The sequence below is a fragment of the Caulobacter sp. DWR2-3-1b2 genome (genome assembly GCF_049896345.1).
GTDB lineage: Bacteria > Pseudomonadota > Alphaproteobacteria > Caulobacterales > Caulobacteraceae > Caulobacter.
On sequence record NZ_JAFCUC010000001.1, the window covers coordinates 126,466 to 142,859 of the forward strand.

A 16,394-nucleotide genomic window follows, 5' to 3' on the forward strand; every position below is an offset into this window, starting at 1 on the left:
GGATCAATGGGCTTGGGCGACGACGTTGAGCACCTGGAAGTGCTCGACGATCGGCCCCAGCGCCAATGCGGGGAAGAATTGCAGGCCAGCCAGGATCAGGATCACCCCGACGACCAGGCCGACGAACTGGCCGCTGTCGGTCGGCAGCGTGCCGGCCGAGGGCGCCAGCTTGGGCTTGGCGGCCAGGGAGCCGGCCATGGCCAGCACCGCCACGATGGGCAGGAAGCGGCCCAGGGCCATGGCGACGCCGAGCGTGGCGTCCCACCAGGGCGCGTTGGCGGTCAGGCCGGCGAAGGCCGAACCATTGTTGGCCGTCGCCGAGGTGTAGGCATAGAGGATCTCCGACAGCCCGTGCGGTCCGCTGTGCATCAGTCCGGCGAGCGCCTGGGGCAGGATCGCGGCGGTGGCCGAGAAGCCCAGGGTGGCCACCGGAATGGCCAACACCGCTAGGATCGACAACTGCACCTCGCGGGCCTCGATCTTCTTGCCGAGATATTCCGGGGTGCGGCCCACCATCAGGCCGGCGACGAACACCGACAGCATGGCCATGACGACCATGATCGCGATGCCCGAGCCGATGCCGCCGGGCAGGATCTCGCCCAGGTGCATCAGGAACATCGCCACGCCGCCGCCCAGGGGCATGAGGCTGGAATGCATGCCGTTGACCGAGCCGTTGGAGGCGCCCGTGGTCATCGCCACCCAGGCCGCGGTGGCCGGGGCGCCGAAGCGGGTCTCCTTGCCTTCCATATTGACCGAGGTGTCGACGCCGGCCGCCATCTGGGCGGGCGGAACCTGGGTCTCGGTAAAGTAGACAATGCCCGCGCCGGCCGTCAGCAGGATGCTGGCGGCCATGACCAGGGCGCGGATGTCCTTCTTGGCCAGGACGCTGCGGCCGAAGGCGAAGAAGGCGGCCCAGCCCAGCACGTTGATAGAAACGGCCGTGATCAGGTTGGTCAGGGGGGTGGGGTTTTCAAACGGGTGGGCCGAGTTAGCGTTGAAGACGCCGCCGCCGTTGATGCCCAGCATCTTGATGGCTTCCTGCGAGGCCACGGCATAGAGCGAGATCTTCTGGTCGGCGCCTTCCAACGTGTGGGCGGTGACGCCGGCGGCCAGGGTCTGGGGGATGCCCAGGGCGACCAGCACGATGGCGACAATGAGCGACAGCGGCAGCAGCACATAGAGGGTGGTGCGCACCAGGTCGGCCCAGAAATTGCCGACGCTTTCACCGCGATTGGCGATGAACGCCCTGGACAGGGCGGCGGCGATGGTCGCGCCGGTGGCGGCCGAGACGAAGTTCTGGGTGGTCAGCACCAGCATCTGGCTAAGCGTCGACATCGTCGTCTCGCCCGCATAGCTCTGCCAGTTGGTGTTGGTCACGAAGCTGATGGCGGTGTTGAACGACAGGTGACCCGACAGGCCCGCAAAGCCCTGCGGGTTCATCGGCAGCACGCCCTGCAGGCGCAGGACGCCATACACCAGCAAGAAGCCGATGAAGTTGAAGGCCAGCAGGGCGCTGGCATAGCCGAACCAGCTCTGGCTCTTCTGGGCGTCGATGCCGCCGGCCTTGTAGAACAGGGTCTCGACCGGGCGCAGCACCGGGTCAAGCCAGGTGCGCTCGCCGTTCCAGACCCGCGACATGTACGTGCCGAGCGGCCAGCCGATCGCGACCGCCAAGCCCAGCGTCAGGGCGATTTCCGCCCAACCTTGCCAATTCATGGAATGTGATCCGTCAGAACTTGTCGGGTCGCAGCAAGGCGACGACCATATAGGCCGCGACGACGATCGCCCCGGCTCCCCAAAGCGCGCTCACCAGCATGGTCATAGGCGCCTCAATGCAGTGGCAAAGGCGGCGAAGGCCACAAACAGCCCCGCCCCCAGCGCGAGAAAAGCAACATCGGCCATCTCTAGCCCTCCTGTTCAGTGGGGGGACAGGACCACGGACGGGCGTAAGGGCTCCATTCCGAAGTCGAGGGCCGATATAAGCGCTGTATAAGGATCGGCGGTGGTGATCGGCATGCGCCCAGACCCCGGCCACGCCTTGATCCGCGCCGTGCGCCTCAGCCTCCGAGGGCGACGCGCGGTGCGGGATGGGCGGCCAGCCAGCGCACCTTGGTCAGCAGGCGGTGTCCGTCGCCGGTCTCCCGGCACCGTCTCAGACGTCGAACCTCGGCCGACGCGAGGTCCCGACCGCAGCATCCCTCCAAAGGCCATAAGCGCTCCGTACGCAAAAGCGGCCTTTGACCTTGATCTTCATAAGCGTCGCGTAATGGCGCCCGCTTATGTGACGCTTATGACGTCCCGAACTTCGCGAATGGAGCCCTTACGGCCGGACAGTCCAGGGTGGCCCTCCTGGCGCTCGCCGTAACAACCGCCGCCGTGCTGTGGCGGCGGGTACAGATCCACCCCTCCCCGCTTTGGTCGGCCGCCGCAGGTCCCGACGCCAGATGCCGGAAGCGGTCTCCAACTGCTTGAGGTAGGGTCGGCCCTTGGTCGAGAAGGCAGAGGGGCCTTGAACTCGCCCCACGGCCCTCGCCCATGCAGATGCGCGCCTGGGTCGATCCCGGCGGCATAGCGCTCGGTGTGGGGCAGGACGCTCATCACGTTGCGATTGCGGCGCTTGGCCTCGACGACACCGACCAGGGTCAGGCCCGCGAACAGGGCGCAGTCAGCCGGGCCGCTGGCGGTGGGCCACTCGGCGATGGCCAGATCACGCCCCTTGGTCGGCCGCGCGCCCTTGGCGTAGCGCAACTCGCGAGTGTCGGCTTCCCAGCCGGCGTTCGGAAGCTGTTGGTCGATGATGGCCCTGGTCGCTGCCTCGCCCAAGTTGATGGCGTTGTCGGCGGCTTCGGCGGCCTTTTCGAGCTTGGCAAGCTCGGCCGGGGCGGCCTTCTCGGCCTGCCGCTGGGTGGCCTCCAAAGCGGCTCTGACCTCCCCCGCCGCCCCGGCGTCTTCCGCCAGCTTCTGCCAGACTTGGCGTTCCTCCGCTTCCTGGCGCAGGCGTTCGGCGGCTTCGAGGTTGTCGAGGGCAAGCGCCTCGGCGCGAGCCTGGGCGATCTCGGCGGCGCTGCGGTGACCTTCGACCTCGGCCCTGAGCTGATCCAGCTCGACCCTCAGGCTGGCGGTAGGGTCCGCTGGCGCGGGCGGTGGCACGAACGGGCCCAAGGCGAGCTTGGGCGTTCCGCCGTAGCTGCGAACAAACCACGCGCCGAGCTCTCGCGCCATCTTCAGGCCAGCGAGGTCGGCGGCGAAGTCGTCGAGGTCGCCGTGAACGGCGTCATTGCCGGCCTTGCGCAGGTAGTGGAACAGGTCGAGCGCCTGTCGGGAGGCGTAGTTGGCGCGGCCAAGCACGCCGAGGACATCGGAGAAGGATTCGCCGGGCGACTTCAGCGAAGCCCGTTCGCGCCGCGACCTCCTTGGCCAGCAGTTCGGCGAACTGGCGCAGCTTGATCAGCGAGGTATTTGGGGTCGGTGCGGAAGTAGTGCTCCGCCTGGGCCGCCAATCGAACCGCTTGCGGCCCGTGCGGGCGCAAGAACTCGAAGTTGGCGGTGGCTGGTTGCATCAATTTTTTGGCGGTGCTGTCAGTCTAACGCTAACTTGTCTCCGCTTCCGGTCTAAAGGGGCTCCAGTTCGGAGATGATTCGTGCAGCTATCATTCAAGCGCCACCGGTTTCCAGCGGAGATCATAAGACACGCCGTTTGGCTGTATTTCCGCTCCACCCTGAGCTTTCGCGACGTCGAGGAGATGATGGCCCAGCGGGGCGTCGACGTCAGCTATGAGACCATCCGCTGCTGGACGATCAAGTTTGGTCCGCAGATCGCCAGGAATCTCAAGCGCGAACGCCCTGCCCCGTCGCCACGATGGCATCTGGACGAGGCCGTCTGCTCCATCGGGGGCAAGCGGATGTATGTCTGGCGCGCCGTCGATGACGAGGGCGAGGTGCTCGACGTGGTCGTTCAGAAGCGGCGCGACACCGAGGCCGCGCTGAAACTTCTAAGACGCCTGCTGCGCAACCAGCCCGTGGAGCCAGAAGCGATCACCACGGACGGACTGAGGTCCTACGGCGCGGCGCTCAAGGAACTGGGCCTAGAGGGCCTTCACCGGCCCGGCCGCCTTCGGGAAAACAACAGAGCAGAGAACTCTCACCTGCCGATCCGCCGACGGGAGCGCAAGATGCAGCTCTTCAAGTCTCAGCCTTCAGCTCAACGTTTTCTCACCACCCACGCCAGCGTCTACAACACCTTACACCCAACGTCACCTCATCGGCCGGTCAACTCTGCGCGCCTTTCGCGCCGCGGCTCACGACGCCTGGCGCGAGGCGAGCGCCGCCGCCTGACGAGACCTCGGCCAGAGAAAGCTTCAGCCGACGGCATCAAGTTGACAGTGCTGAGGTGATCGGTGCGAGTTCTCTGACCTTGCGAAGGTCTGCTTGTGGGCGGCGGCCCTAACCGGACCGACTTCCGCACCGACACCGGCGGGGTGGTGGCCTAGCAGTTCGCCGTCAATTCCGGGACCAACAACCACGTCACGGAGGTGCAGGGCGACAACGGCGCGGCTCTGAACAATCTGCCCAGCGCTTGAGCATGGATCTCAGCGCTTTGCAGAGGTCGTGGATCCGGGAGAAGTCCAGATGATCCTCCCGAGATAGGCTCGCAGCGTCTCGACGATCGGCCTGCTCAACACCTGACGGACGGCGCGGCGCGCCTCAGGGAGCTGTCAGTTGACCTCGCGCTCGATCACAAAGAGCGCATCGACCTCGCTACGCCTAGCGACACGATACGACAAGCTCGCCGCCATCATCACTTGATGGGCGCAATGAGTTTGGAGCCTGGAGCAAGAAGAAGGCGGAGTTTTCCACAAGCCACATCTCCTCCGCGTGTTCGCGCCATTTCTGAGATCATCCGTGGTGCTCACGGCAACCGAGGGGAGGACCCCCGATTGCCGCGGCAGGACCATTAGGCCTTGGGCAAGAGCACGGCGTCGATCACGTGGATGACGCCATTGGTGCAGGCGATATCTGCCGTCACCACCTTGGCGCCATCGACGGTCACGCCGTGGGTGCCGTCGACGTGCACGGTTGCGCCGCCGGCGGTTGCCGCATCCATCACCTTGCCCGTGACGTCCGCAGCCATCACCTTGCCCGGCACGACGTGGAGCAGCAGGATCGCCGTCAGCTTTTCCTTGTTCTCGGGCTTGACGAGGTCTTCGACAGTGCCGGCCGGCAGCGCAGCAAACGCCTCATCCGACGGGGCGAAGACCGTGAACGGGCCCGCGCCCTTCAGCGTATCGACCAGACCGGCGGCCGTGACCGCGGCGACCAGCGTCGTGAAGGCGCCGGCAGCCACGGCGGTATCGACGATATCGTGCGTCTGATCAGTCATGTTTGGTTCCTTTGGAACGATCGACATTGGGGAGGCAGAAAAGATCTTCATCGACACGACGCGCGCCACAGATCGGGGGTAGGGAAGCGCGTGCATCGATGCGGTGCGAGCCTGTCGCCACCGCAGAGCGCGTGTCCCACAGATCCCCGCAGCAGCACATACGGGCTTTGGGTCATCTGGTATCCGCGGCAATCCGCCTCCAAGAAGTAGCCTCTTACGAAGATGTGAACCATCTCGCCCCGTGGGCAAACCGGCCAGCGCCAGATGCGATGGGGCCGGCGCTTGGTAGCTTTAGTCGTCCTGACCCCGTCATCGCCAAGGAGAGATTGTCGTGAAGATCAAGGACAGGCCGGAGTTTCGAAGCAAAGCCGCCGTACTGACTTTCGGACCCGGTGTGCTGGTCACCGAAGCGGTCTCTGTGATGAGCGAGCGGAATTACGGGGCCGCTGTCATTGTCGGCCCCGACCGCAAACCGCTTGGCATCGTGACGGAACGCGATTTCATGAGACGTCTGCTCAACAAGCGGATGAATCCGGACGAGACGACGCTCTCTCAGATCATGACGACGGATCTGAAAGTGGCCAGGGCCGACGACGACCTTCTCGATTGGCTGCGCATTATGTCCAACGAGAGATTTCGCCACCTGCCGGTGGTCGACGACGAGGGCGTGATCATCAGTATGATGAGCCAGGGCGACTTCGTCAGCTACACTTGGCCAGAACTATTGGGACGACTGACAGAACAGGCAAAGGCCACGTTCGACGTCAGCCCCTCGCTCGTGATGATTGTCGCCTGTATCGCCGTCTTCGCGGCTTGGTCCGTCACGATCTTTGCGCAGTTACGCTGATTGACGGGACGATTGGAGCAGCACCTGCCTGCCACTCCTTAGGCCCTACGCCTGTCTTGATCAGCGCCCGGCCGCAGCATGCACCCTTCGCTCCAGCCAATGCGACAATAGCAGGTGCGGAACGGCGACTGCGGCGAGCAACTGAAAGGCTTGCGACGTGAAGTTAGCGTTGATCCGAAACGGGAACAGCACCTGCAGCGCCATCCACCCCAGGATCGTAGCGCCCGACAGCAAACCGCCCGTCGCGATCCAGCGCGGCCGCGACATTTCGCGCAGCACACTATTCGCCCGATCAAGGTGTAGCGGCGAATGCAGGAGGACAAAAAACAGGGCGAATCCGATCACGGGGGGGACAACCAACAGAACAACGAGGCAGAGCGTCATCGCTGCAGCCCACGTCCGGCTCCCATTTAGCCAGGCTGCCGCGATGCCGACGGCGGTGACAAGCAATGTCATGGGCGCGGCTGCGGAAATGATGCGGACCAATAGCGTCGATCGATCATCGCTCATCGCGGCAAACAGCGCCGCCACCTCCGTCGGATGGCTGATGGTCGGCACGGTGATGACCGCTGCCCCTGCCGCGATGCGCAGCAGCGGTTCTTCGAGCATCTGCCAATCCTCGCCGAAATGCACAGCCGCGATCGACAGGAACAGGACGAGCGCCAACAGGGGAAGCGTCATCCACAGCAGTGCCATTGCGACGGCGATCGCGACGTAGCCGCCGATCACGAGGACTAGTACCCCCCGACCCGGTGCGACGGCTCTGCGCAGCAGAGCGATATCATAGGCGCCGTGTGGCAGGCCGCCCCCGAGAAACAGGACTGTGGCGGCTGTAACCGCCATCGACTGTCCCATCGGAGCGCCCAGCAATGTGGCCAGCAGCAGTGCGATTGCTACTGGCCAGAATGCCGGAAGCACCCGGTTGCAACGTCCCAAGGGCGCGAGGCAACCGGGTGCAGTTGGGGCTAGCCCAATCCCTTTCATGGGATCACGCGGCGTAGCCCTTGCGGCCATCGGCGTCGGACTCCGACTTCCGGACCGCGATCAGGAAGACGAGGATGCCGATGCCGGCCTTGGCGACCAGGTCAGCGATCGTGTAGCCGACCTGGATGGTCGTCTCGACTGCGCCGCCGGTCAGGCCGAAGAACGGGGTGAAAAAGACGATCGGGTAAAAGCCCCAGGACGCGACAGTCACTAAGCGTGCCGTACGTACCAGACCTTGGGCGGCGACAGGTTGCTCCTTGATCGACTTGCCCAGCCCAACGAACAGCTCGAAGATGATGTAGAGGAACGGCACCATGGACAACGAGCCCCACAGGGCGCGTGTCGCCAGATCGGTGGCGATTTCACCAGGATAGCCCAGCACGATCATCAGCGCTGCGGCCAGCCCGAGGGTGACCGACTTCGACGTCGTTTCCGCCCGCGACAAGCGCATGACAAGGATCAGTTCGATGAGCAGCAGGGGGACCGTCAGAAGCCAGTCGACATAGCGATAGGCGTCGTTGAAGGCGACGCCAGTCGCCGTCACCAAGCTGTCCTTGAACGTGTAGGCTTCGTGCCAGCTCTCAAAGATGCGGAAATAGTGATAGGCCGCGATGGCGGTGACGATGCCCGATATTGTCAGGGCCGTGCGGTAGGCCGGCGCGACTTGCGACCGACTAAGCCACAAGAAAATCGACGCGGCGGACATCGCCGCAAAAGTGAATGAGAACGCATTATAGATCAGCTGGTATTGGAACGGTGTAACGGTGTCCATCTAAGTCTCCGTCGCAGTTGTCCGCAGCGCGAGTGCGCTGGGCAGGGGTGTTGCGGAGGTCGCACGATCATAGTGAGACGATCTTCGGGCCCCCGAAGCGTCACCACAGCGGCATTACTAGGTAGGTGAATAACCGACTGCGCACCGACCATTTGGAGCGCGCAGCCATGCAGCCGTGACAACCTAACCGGCGTAGGCTGCGGTCAAGTTTTCGACGATACGGACCTTCTGCCGTATCCGAAACAACGACGGGTTACAGGCCGGCCTCGACGGCGAGGCGGATCAGGTCGGCTGTCGTATGCAGCCCAAGCCGGTTCATCAGGATGGCGCGGTGCATCTTGACGGTCTTCTCGGCCAGATTCAGGTGCGCCGCGATCTGCTTGTTCAAGAGCCCGTTGGCGACCAGCTTGAGCACCTGACCTTGGCGCAGCGACAGCGACTTCACCATTTCCGCAGCCCGGATCCGGCGCATGCTCGAGGGCGCCGCCGCATCGGCATCGATTTCGACCTGAGAGCCGAGGAAATACAGCAATGCGTCTTCCTCGTCGTAGATCGGCGCGACAAGGACGGCGTTGCGAAAGGGTTGGCCATTGCGCTTGTAGTTCAGGATCTCGACGAGCACGGGACGATGTTCACGCACCCCGCGACGGATTTCCTCAGTCAGCCACGGCTCGGTAGCCGGTCCCGACAGGAAACGGCAGTTGCGCCCCACCACCTCCTCGGGCGGATAGCCCGTGAGCTCGCAAAAGGCATCGTTGCAGGCAATGATCGGATTGTCGGGCAATCGCGGATCGCTGATCACCGAAGGGATCGGGCTATCCGTCACAAGCCGCAGATGGCGGGCTTCAGCGTTACAGACAGTGGCGTCTATCGCAATATCAGTGCCTGCACTGTCCATCCAGAAGACCATGCCAGATGCAGAACTCTCTTACACCCGTTTAATGCCAGGCCCAAATCTTGTCCTTGTCGCTTCTATCGGAGCCCCATTGCAGTACGACAGGCATATCGTATCAAATATAGTTCAATGAATTCATAGCCTTAATTGCTGCGTAGGTCGGTCGGAGATGTCGGGAAGTCTGCCGGATAAAGATGTCCGGGCGGCCGTTTATCTCGTGACCTTGCCCCCAAAACTTGGACCATCGCGGGCCGGGATTTCTCGCCGGTTATGCGCCCGGCGCACCATATGGCTTGGCGCAGTTCATCAGCTGAACCGGACACTTGTCGCCGATCGCGTTTTGGGGATGCATTTGAGTCCTTGCTCCAAGCCCCGTATGTTCCCGGGCTTCATCGAACGGCATGAACCAGCCGGTGTTCTGGCATTCAGCCCGGACCTTGCCGTTTATGGTCTCACCTGACCGCCGCGTAGGTCGGCCAGGTGTCCGGTTTAAGGAGCGATTTCCGAGCCCGCTTCTGGCGCAGAGAGGTGCGGCGGGCTCACCTCGGTCGCTAGGGGCTTTTGCAGAATCTAGCCCCGTTCTTGAACGAACGGGGCTAGGTGAGCGCCCCACCTGCGAGAGACTCCCATGCCCGCCTTCACAATCGTCACCACCAGCGCGACCCACGGCAGCGATGCGGTGGAGGTGAGCACACTGAGCGACGATTTCACCAACGACAGCGAAGCCTTGGGCTATTCGCGCCGCATGGCCGAAGAAATGGTGGGCATGGCCCACCAACTGGCTCTGGATTTCGATTTTAGCACCGTGGGCCTCTACGACGGCGACCTGATCGACGAGGACATCGATCCGTCCCACACCGCTTTCCTCGGGGCCTGGGTCTTGGACGAAGAGGGTGCATCCTTCGTTGGAGCTGATGAATTGCGCGATGGCGAAACCGGCCCCGAAGCCACCTGACGCTAGGCAGCTGAGGTAGTGGCCAGACCGTACGCCAGCATCAGCGCCAAGATTAGCGCGCCGATCAGGCGGGTGCCGATCGCCGCCAGGCTTGCGTTGGCGGTCGGCGCCGTCAACACGTTGAGCTTCGTCATCGCTTAGCTGCAGCCCGCTGATGGCGTTGGTTGCCGCCACCGGCTAGGCTTCTCGGATGGTTCAGGTCAGCGGACCTTCGTGGTGGCCCAGAGCTGAGCGCGCTTCTCGCTCGCTGAAGGCGATAAGCCGGGGTGCCAGCAAGGCGCGACACTCGGTCTATGTGATTTTGCTCCACGATGCTCGGAAGGCCGATCCATGGGGGGTGTACGTCGGCCAGACTTCGCGCGACCCCGACCTGCGCTTTGATCAGCACAAGAACGGCTACAGGGCTAGCGGCGCGGCCAAACGGTTTGGCGTACGGCTGGTCCCCGACCTGACCGAGCACCTCAATTCCATGCGACAGTGGGAGTCCTTGGAGCTCGAGCCAGCCCTCGCCGACGCGTTTAGAGCTGCCGGAGCGCCTGGCGTGGAGGTGGTCACTAAGCCGTTGAGCGGCGCCGCGAAAGTCCACTTGCTGGAGCCACCTCAACGTCAGCATCTGTTTAGGTTTCTTGGACGCCCGCCAGGCGCGGCGACGGGGCTGACCCCGAGAGCGGGTGTTTGAGAAAGCTCGAAGTCTGACCCGCGGGATGGCGGTAGCAGCCTATGGGGATTTGAGGGGCGCGCTGGTCCCATGGGGTCGCGGGCGATGCGCTGTTGGCCGTTGTCGCTGCTGCAAGGCGGCCGGTTTGGTCCGTTACGATGCCCCTGATGATGTGCGGGTCGGGGTGTTCTTGGGCGCTCAGGGCCGCTTTTTGGCGTTGGTGCGCAAGGCCGCTCACGCGGCCCTTGGCCGTTGCTGTAGCGCTGCGATTTTGGGTGGCGTTGTCTGTGAGCCTCATGACGAGTCGATCCTGAACACGGGTCTTGGCGGCGCGCTGCGTGGCGGGCCTGCGCGCTCGAAGATCTCGACGAGGATCATGCGTCCGCCGCAGCAAGGGCAGGCGATCGGCGGCTTGGCGTCGGTCTGGGGCTCGGGGTTGGAGGCGACCGGAGATGGCGGCGGCGTCTGGAGCAAGGCGCGGGCCTTGGCCAGGTTGGCGGCGCGGCCGGTGTTGGCGAAAAGGCCGTAGTGGCGGATGCGATGGAATCCGCTGGGCGGGACGTGGATCAGGAAGCGGCGGATGAACTCGCCGGGCGCCAGGGTCATCTCCTTGCGCCGGGCCTGACCGTTCTGGCGGTAGTCCTTCCAGCGAAAGGTGCCCCCTGTCGTCCAGGGCGGCCAGGCGGCTGCTGGAGATGGCGACGCGGTGGGTGTAGCGGGCCAGATAGGCCAGGACGGTGCTGTCAGTCTAACGACAACTTGTCTCCGGTAGGCGCACGAAGCCCAACCCAAGCCAGCCTTTACGCCATGACCGAGCGCCACTCGGCCAAGGCGGCCGAGCGTCTTTCCTTGTAAATCCCCCGGCTACCGAGATGGCGCTCCTGGTTAAAATGGTTATGGAAGGCGGCGTGGACCGAACTGAATTTCTGCAGGGTCTTCATCTGTCGAAACCGCAGCATGGCGCGCTCTCGTCGTCGGAATGGCAGGTGTGAGTTCTCACATCGGTTGTTGGCCCAGCGGCCGATCTGCTGCTTCTGGGCGTTGCCGATCTCCTTCATCGACGCCTTGTAGGAGCGCAGCCCATCGGTCGTGACTACTCTGGCGGAGCCGTGTCGCTTCATGAGTTTCTTCATGAACTTCAGAGCCGCAGGCTTGTCACGTGTCTTGCTGGCGAAGGACTCCAGCACCTCGCCTTCGTGGTCAACCGCACACCAAAGGTAGTGCATCTCGCCGTTGATCTTCACGTAGATCTCGTCGAGATGCCACCGCCAGTGAGTGAAGGCCTTCATCCGCTGGACACGCTTGCTCCTGATCTCGGCCGCGAACATCGGCCCGAACCTGTTCCACCAAAACCGCACCGTCTCATGGCAAATGTCGATCCCACGCTCGGCCAGCAGATCCTCGACGTTGCGCAGAGACAGCGGGTATTTGACGTACATCATCACCACGAGGCGGATCACCTCGGGCGAGCTGTTGAAGTAGCGGAACGGGTTCTTCATTCCGGCAGGCTAACGGGCGCAGGCGGCGACGGCAATTTGCTCTGACAGAGCCTTCACGCGCTACCTGGAGCTCAAATCCGTCAACGCGTTGCGTGACGAGCTGGCCCGCTCAGGCGTGCTGTCCAAAGGCTGGAAAACCAAAGCCGGCGTTGACAAGGGGAGGCAACCCCTCTCGCGAGGCTCGCTGTTCCACCTGCTGCAAAGCCGAGTTTATCTGGGTCAAATCGTGCATGGCGATCGGATCCATCCGGGGGCTCATCCCGCCATTGTCCCCGCCGAGCTCTTCAAGGCCGTCCAACAGCAGCTAGCGGTCAACGCCGCTAAGCGCCGAGTCAAAGGCACCTTGGCTGGTTCGCTGCCCCTCAAGGGTTTGGTGTTCGACGCGCTGGGCAATCGGATGGGTCCAAGCTTCGCCTATGGCAAAAACGGCGGCCGCCATTGTTATTATGTCTCCGTGCCCCTCCAGCGCGGCGAGGCCCTGCCCGCGGGTGTCATCGGCCGGATCTCCGCTTTACCGATGGAGGCTCTGGTGCTCGATCGGGTGAGCCGCTGTTTGGATCAACCGGCCACCGACACCGCGCTTGAAGCCCTCTTGCCGATCCTTCGCCGCGTTGATGTCGAGGCCAACAGCGTGCGGTTGACGCTCGATCGCCAGGCGGTCCTGGGCGACGGTGACGCCGCTGCCGCAGTCAGCCGCATCGCCGCCCGTCTGGAGGCCGATGATCAAATTGCCGTGGGCAAACGAAGTGGACAGACAATCGAGCTCATCATCGGCGTGCGGCCGGTGTTTCGCGGCGGGCGGACTTGGATGGTGAAGCCGGCGGGTGCGGCGGCTGTCGGGCGGCCGGACAAGCAGCTTCCCAAAGCCTTGGCTCAGGCCCATAATGGGCTGACCAAGATCAACGCGGGGCCGACGCAGTCGCCTGAGCACTGGCGTCAAACCGAAGGTCTGCGCGATTCCTATATGCGTCGGCTTGCACGCCTGGCCTTCCTGGCGCCGGACATCCAGAGGGCGATCTTGGATGGCCGCCAACCCGCCGGGCTTACGGCGCGGGCTTTGGCCGACCAGCACATCCCGTTGGCCTGGGCCGATCAGCGACAGCTTTTTGCGCTCTAAGCGGGCGCACGCGTCGCTCCATTTCTTTCCCTGATATAGGTTTGAAAATTCCCAGTTCCGTGTCGGTCTCTTGCGGGCGAGTGATTGTCTTCCACGCATAAGTCATCGTCGCTACAGCAGAAATCCCGCGACAGCCGCGTGCTGACCGGATCAGCCAATCAAAAAATTCCCTCTTATTCCCTGTTAAACAGGGAAACAGGAGTGGCGTTTAGCGCTGCGGAGAATGGCGCGCCTACCTGCCGTCGAAAGCGGCTCAGCTGACGGATTCCGGGCTCAAGCCTGCCGGTTTGCCTGGGGAATAGTCCCGCGCTTCGGGGGCTTGCCGGCTCCTGGCGGTGGAGAGCCTGGCTTGGCGGGGTCGCATGGCGGCCCGGAAGGGACTCGAACCCCTGACCTTCGCTTTAGGAAAGCGCTGCTCTATCCTGCTGAGCTACCGGGCCGCGTCGCGCGACGTCCGGGTCAATAGCGCAAGTTTCCGGGCGTGCGAACCCCGGGGTTGAAAAGCGCGGCAGAGGGACTGGCATGGGCGTGTTTCGGCCGTTGAAGACACTGTACGTGCAGGTTCTGATCGCCATCGCCCTGGGGGTGTTGGTCGGGGCGATCTGGCCCAAGGTCGGGATCGAGCTGAAGCCGCTGGGCGACGGCTTCATCAAGCTGATCAAGCTGGTGATCGCCCCGGTGATCTTCCTGACCGTGGCCGGCGGCATCGCCCGGATGGGCGACATCAAGGCGTTCGGGCGGGTGGGCGTAAAGGCCCTGCTCTATTTCGAGGTGGTCTCGACCCTGGCCCTGGCGATCGGCCTGATGGTCGGCCACCTGCTGCATCCCGGCGCGGGCTTCAACATCAACCCCGCTGACCTCGATCCGAAGATCGCCGCCGGCTATCTGGAAAAGGCCCATCACGGCGAGGGGCTGGTCGATTATCTGCTGCACCTGATCCCCGACACCTTCTTCGGAGCCTTCGCCGACGGCAACCTGCTACAGGTGCTGGTCGTGGCGATCCTGACGGGCTTTGCCTGCACGCGCCTGGGTGAGTTCGGCGACCGGGCGGCCGGGGTCATGGAGGATCTGGCCAAGCTGTTCTTCGGCATCATCCACGTGGTGGTCAAGCTGGCGCCCCTGGGGGCGTTCGGGGCCATGGGCTTCACGATCGGCAAGTACGGGATCGGCAGCCTGGTGCAGTTGGGCGCGCTGGTGGCGACCTTCTACGTCACGGCCATCCTGTTCGTGCTGGTTGTGCTGGGGACCATCGCCTGGCTGAGTGGTTTTTCGATCCTCAAGTTCCTGGCCTATATCCGCGAGGAGCTGCTGATCGTGCTGGGCACCAGTTCCTCGGAATCGGTGCTGCCCCAGATGATCGAGAAGCTGGAGCGGCTGGGGGCCCGCAAGTCGGTGGTCGGGCTGGTGATCCCCACCGGCTACAGTTTCAATCTCGACGGCACCAACATCTACATGACCCTGGCCACCCTGTTCCTGGCCCAGGCGACCAACACCCATCTGAGCGTCTACCAGATGGGCGCCCTGCTGGGCGTGGCCATGCTGACCTCCAAGGGAGCCAGCGGCGTGACCGGCGCGGGCTTCATCACCCTGGCCGCCACCCTGGCCGTCGTGCCCGATATCCCCATCGCCGCCCTGGCGGTGCTGGTCGGGGTCGACCGGTTCATGAGCGAGTGCCGGGCCCTGACCAATCTGGTCGGCAACGGCGTGGCCACCCTGGTGGTGGCGCGCTGGGAGGGCGCGCTCGACCGCGACCGGCTGGAGCGCGAGCTGGCCCGGGGACCCAATGCGCCCATCGACGAGCTCCCAGAGGAACTGCCGGCGACCTGAGCTTCCTCGGTAAGCCTTGCTTGAAGACAGAGCCCAAAGCGGGCGTGCCGACAGCGCGCCCGGGTCCGTCCGCAAGGTGACATGGAAACGCCCCCGGACCAGGGTCCGAGGGCGTTTCCTGGAGTTCAGCAGATCAGACTCAGGCCGCTGCGGCGGCCACCGGGGCCTTGACCAGCGACTTGGTCAGGATGCCGATGGCGGCTTCACGGTCGATGCGCTCGATCGCGGCCACTTCGCGGGCCATGCGGTCCAGCGCCGATTCGTACAGCTGGCGCTCCGAATAGGACTGTTCCGGCTGGTTCTCGGCGCGGTGCAGGTCACGCACCACTTCGGCGATCGAGATCAGGTCGCCCGAATTGATCTTGGCTTCGTATTCCTGGGCGCGACGCGACCACATGGTGCGCTTGACGCGGGCGCGGCCCTTCAGGGTGGTCAGGGCCTGGCTGACGGTGTTGCCTTCGGCCAGCGGGCGCAAACCGGCGGTCTTGGCCTTCTTGGTCGGCACGCGCAGGGTCATTTTTTCGTGGTCGAAGGTGATGATATAGACCTCGAGCGACATCCCGGCCACTTCCTGGGTCTCGACACCCCGGATGGTGCCCACGCCATGCGCGGGATAAACGACGTGATCGCCGACCGAGAATTCCAGACCGCTCTTGCTCATTCGTTCGTCCTCAATAAGTTCGGGCCAGGCCCAAAACGCCGTTCCACTCGGGCTTACAGGGTTTCCAAATCAAGTGTCCGAACGCCGATAGGGACCCGACCGCGAAAGGGATGCGGGGCCAAGACCGGTTGGGATTTGGAATAGTTCTTAAGTCACCCTTCGCCTTCGATCGGGCGCGCCGGTTTCCCGGCTGACATCGTTCACAAGACGGGCAGGCGCGAGTCATCGCGACCTTTACGTCGAAACCTACAATATCATAAAATTCAGCTTGATGAAAGGCTTGCGGCCTGTTTAGCCGCCCGCGCTGGTTCGGCGGGGAGTGAGCCGAGCCGCGAGGGGAAAATGGTTAAGCTCTAGGCGCCAGGGACGCCAGCGCGCCTAGGAGCCCTTGCCGGGTTTTTCGCTGAAGTACTTTTCAAACTTGCCAGTCTCGCGCTCGAAGTCCTCGCGGTCGGCCGGCGGCGTGCCCTTGACGGTGATGTTCGGCCAGATCTTGGCGTAGTCAGAATTGATCCGCAGCCACTTGCCGTCGGGGTCGTCCTCGGTGTCGGGCTTGATAGCGTCGATCGGACATTCGGGCTCGCAGACGCCGCAGTCGATGCATTCGTCCGGGTTGATGGCCAGGAAATTCTCGCCCTCATAGAAGCAATCGACCGGGCACACCTCGACGCAGTCCATGAACTTACATTTGATGCAGGCGTCGGTAACGATGTAGGTCATCGAGGGCTCGGAGTTTCTCGGGCGGCTTGGGCGGCTTGGGCGGCTTGGGCGCGGAGGCCGCGTTTTCGAAGTCGCGGGG

15 protein-coding genes, 1 tRNA gene and 2 pseudogenes are annotated in these 16,394 nt (G+C 63.8%); 5 read left to right on the forward strand and 13 right to left on the reverse strand.

Translation table 11 applies throughout. The features are described from left to right. Positions 1 to 3 precede the first annotated feature (3 nt). From kdpA to ACP694_RS00625, 3 genes are all read right to left on the reverse strand, one after another. Positions 4 to 1,716 carry a potassium-transporting ATPase subunit KdpA gene (gene kdpA / locus ACP694_RS00615; protein ID WP_426009558.1) on the reverse strand — a complete coding sequence of 571 codons (1,713 nt, stop codon included), beginning with the start codon at positions 1,714 to 1,716 and terminating at the stop codon, positions 4 to 6. Positions 1,717 to 1,729: 13 nt separating this feature from the next. Further along, positions 1,730 to 1,822: a potassium-transporting ATPase subunit F gene (locus ACP694_RS00620; protein WP_007667944.1), complete on the reverse strand. Its 93-nt coding sequence runs from the start codon at positions 1,820 to 1,822 to the stop codon at positions 1,730 to 1,732. Between the two features lie 455 nt (positions 1,823 to 2,277). Next, positions 2,278 to 3,348 (reverse strand): hypothetical protein, encoded by a 1,071-nt coding sequence (locus ACP694_RS00625; protein ID WP_426009562.1) that lies wholly within the window; start codon positions 3,346 to 3,348, stop codon positions 2,278 to 2,280. A gap of 293 nt (positions 3,349 to 3,641) precedes the next feature. Between ACP694_RS00625 and ACP694_RS00630 the strand changes: the two are divergent. Continuing rightward, positions 3,642 to 4,335 (forward strand): annotated as a pseudogene (locus ACP694_RS00630) (IS6 family transposase). Between the two features lie 619 nt (positions 4,336 to 4,954). On the opposite strand, the gene ACP694_RS00635 reads toward ACP694_RS00630, so the two are convergent. After that, positions 4,955 to 5,380, reverse strand: a complete 426-nt coding sequence (locus tag ACP694_RS00635; RefSeq protein ID WP_426009564.1) for a fasciclin domain-containing protein — start codon at positions 5,378 to 5,380, stop codon at positions 4,955 to 4,957. A 331-nt stretch (positions 5,381 to 5,711) separates the two neighbouring features. On the opposite strand from ACP694_RS00635, the gene ACP694_RS00640 reads away from it, so the two are divergent. Beyond that, entirely contained in the window at positions 5,712 to 6,227 is a 516-nt protein-coding gene (locus ACP694_RS00640) for a CBS domain-containing protein (protein WP_426009567.1), read from the forward strand. 60 nt (positions 6,228 to 6,287) lie between these two features. Here the strand turns inward: ACP694_RS00640 and ACP694_RS00645 are convergent, their stop codons facing one another. From ACP694_RS00645 to ACP694_RS00655, 3 genes are all read right to left on the reverse strand, one after another. After that, complete coding sequence (locus ACP694_RS00645) at positions 6,288 to 7,241, reverse strand: Brp/Blh family beta-carotene 15,15'-dioxygenase (protein WP_426009570.1); 954 nt, start codon at positions 7,239 to 7,241, stop codon at positions 6,288 to 6,290. Next, positions 7,216 to 7,983 carry a bacteriorhodopsin-like gene (locus tag ACP694_RS00650; protein ID WP_426009573.1) on the reverse strand — a complete coding sequence of 256 codons (768 nt, stop codon included), beginning with the start codon at positions 7,981 to 7,983 and terminating at the stop codon, positions 7,216 to 7,218. The genes ACP694_RS00645 and ACP694_RS00650 overlap by 26 nt, the downstream gene beginning before the upstream one ends. A gap of 253 nt (positions 7,984 to 8,236) precedes the next feature. After that, a complete protein-coding gene (locus ACP694_RS00655; protein WP_426009576.1) occupies positions 8,237 to 8,893 on the reverse strand; it encodes a PAS domain-containing protein in 657 nt (218 codons plus the stop codon). A gap of 613 nt (positions 8,894 to 9,506) precedes the next feature. On the opposite strand from ACP694_RS00655, the gene ACP694_RS00660 reads away from it, so the two are divergent. Then, positions 9,507 to 9,833, forward strand: coding sequence for a hypothetical protein (locus ACP694_RS00660; protein ID WP_426009578.1), 327 nt, complete (start codon positions 9,507 to 9,509; stop codon positions 9,831 to 9,833). A 2-nt stretch (positions 9,834 to 9,835) separates the two neighbouring features. Here ACP694_RS00660 and ACP694_RS00665 read toward each other — a convergent pair whose 3' ends face one another. The 3 genes and pseudogenes from ACP694_RS00665 to ACP694_RS00675 form a co-directional block, all read right to left on the reverse strand. Next, entirely contained in the window at positions 9,836 to 9,967 is a 132-nt protein-coding gene (locus tag ACP694_RS00665; RefSeq protein WP_426009581.1) for a hypothetical protein, read from the reverse strand. An 818-nt stretch (positions 9,968 to 10,785) separates the two neighbouring features. After that, positions 10,786 to 11,227: pseudogene (locus ACP694_RS00670) on the reverse strand (transposase); the annotation flags it as partial. Positions 11,228 to 11,291: 64 nt separating this feature from the next. After that, complete coding sequence (locus tag ACP694_RS00675; RefSeq protein ID WP_426009584.1) at positions 11,292 to 11,990, reverse strand: IS6 family transposase; 699 nt, start codon at positions 11,988 to 11,990, stop codon at positions 11,292 to 11,294. Positions 11,991 to 12,024: 34 nt separating this feature from the next. Between ACP694_RS00675 and ACP694_RS00680 the strand changes: the two genes are divergently transcribed. Next, complete coding sequence (locus ACP694_RS00680; protein ID WP_426011254.1) at positions 12,025 to 13,107, forward strand: recombinase family protein; 1,083 nt, start codon at positions 12,025 to 12,027, stop codon at positions 13,105 to 13,107. Positions 13,108 to 13,470: 363 nt separating this feature from the next. Here the strand turns inward: ACP694_RS00680 and ACP694_RS00685 are convergent. Further along, positions 13,471 to 13,547, reverse strand: a tRNA-Arg gene (locus tag ACP694_RS00685). Between the two features lie 100 nt (positions 13,548 to 13,647). Here ACP694_RS00685 and ACP694_RS00690 point away from each other — a divergent pair. Continuing rightward, on the forward strand, positions 13,648 to 14,934 hold the full coding sequence (locus ACP694_RS00690; protein ID WP_426011255.1) for a dicarboxylate/amino acid:cation symporter: 1,287 nt from the start codon (positions 13,648 to 13,650) through the stop codon (positions 14,932 to 14,934). A 139-nt stretch (positions 14,935 to 15,073) separates the two neighbouring features. On the opposite strand, the gene ACP694_RS00695 is transcribed toward ACP694_RS00690, so the two are convergent. Together ACP694_RS00695 and fdxA are read right to left on the reverse strand one after the other, a co-directional pair. Further along, positions 15,074 to 15,595, reverse strand: a complete 522-nt coding sequence (locus ACP694_RS00695; protein WP_426009586.1) for a CarD family transcriptional regulator — start codon at positions 15,593 to 15,595, stop codon at positions 15,074 to 15,076. Positions 15,596 to 15,973: 378 nt separating this feature from the next. Then, positions 15,974 to 16,315, reverse strand: a complete 342-nt coding sequence (gene fdxA / locus ACP694_RS00700) for a ferredoxin FdxA (RefSeq protein ID WP_426009589.1) — start codon at positions 16,313 to 16,315, stop codon at positions 15,974 to 15,976. Positions 16,316 to 16,394 lie beyond the last annotated feature (79 nt).

What these genes read in the sequence shown, in the direction of transcription:
- ACP694_RS00675 (WP_426009584.1), bottom strand. Translation starts at nt 11,990, where the DNA reads ATGAAGAACCCGTTCCGCTACTTCAACAGCTCGCCCGAGGTGATCCGC.
- ACP694_RS00655 (WP_426009576.1), bottom strand. Translation starts at nt 8,893, where the DNA reads ATGGTCTTCTGGATGGACAGTGCAGGCACTGATATTGCGATAGACGCC.
- kdpA (WP_426009558.1), bottom strand. Translation starts at nt 1,716, where the DNA reads ATGAATTGGCAAGGTTGGGCGGAAATCGCCCTGACGCTGGGCTTGGCG.
- fdxA (WP_426009589.1), bottom strand. Translation starts at nt 16,315, where the DNA reads ATGACCTACATCGTTACCGACGCCTGCATCAAATGTAAGTTCATGGAC.
- ACP694_RS00650 (WP_426009573.1), bottom strand. Translation starts at nt 7,983, where the DNA reads ATGGACACCGTTACACCGTTCCAATACCAGCTGATCTATAATGCGTTC.
- ACP694_RS00635 (WP_426009564.1), bottom strand. Translation starts at nt 5,380, where the DNA reads ATGACTGATCAGACGCACGATATCGTCGATACCGCCGTGGCTGCCGGC.
- ACP694_RS00620 (WP_007667944.1), bottom strand. Translation starts at nt 1,822, where the DNA reads ATGACCATGCTGGTGAGCGCGCTTTGGGGAGCCGGGGCGATCGTCGTC.
- ACP694_RS00665 (WP_426009581.1), bottom strand. Translation starts at nt 9,967, where the DNA reads ATGACGAAGCTCAACGTGTTGACGGCGCCGACCGCCAACGCAAGCCTG.
- ACP694_RS00660 (WP_426009578.1), top strand. Translation starts at nt 9,507, where the DNA reads ATGCCCGCCTTCACAATCGTCACCACCAGCGCGACCCACGGCAGCGAT.
- ACP694_RS00695 (WP_426009586.1), bottom strand. Translation starts at nt 15,595, where the DNA reads ATGAGCAAGAGCGGTCTGGAATTCTCGGTCGGCGATCACGTCGTTTAT.
- ACP694_RS00645 (WP_426009570.1), bottom strand. Translation starts at nt 7,241, where the DNA reads ATGGCCGCAAGGGCTACGCCGCGTGATCCCATGAAAGGGATTGGGCTA.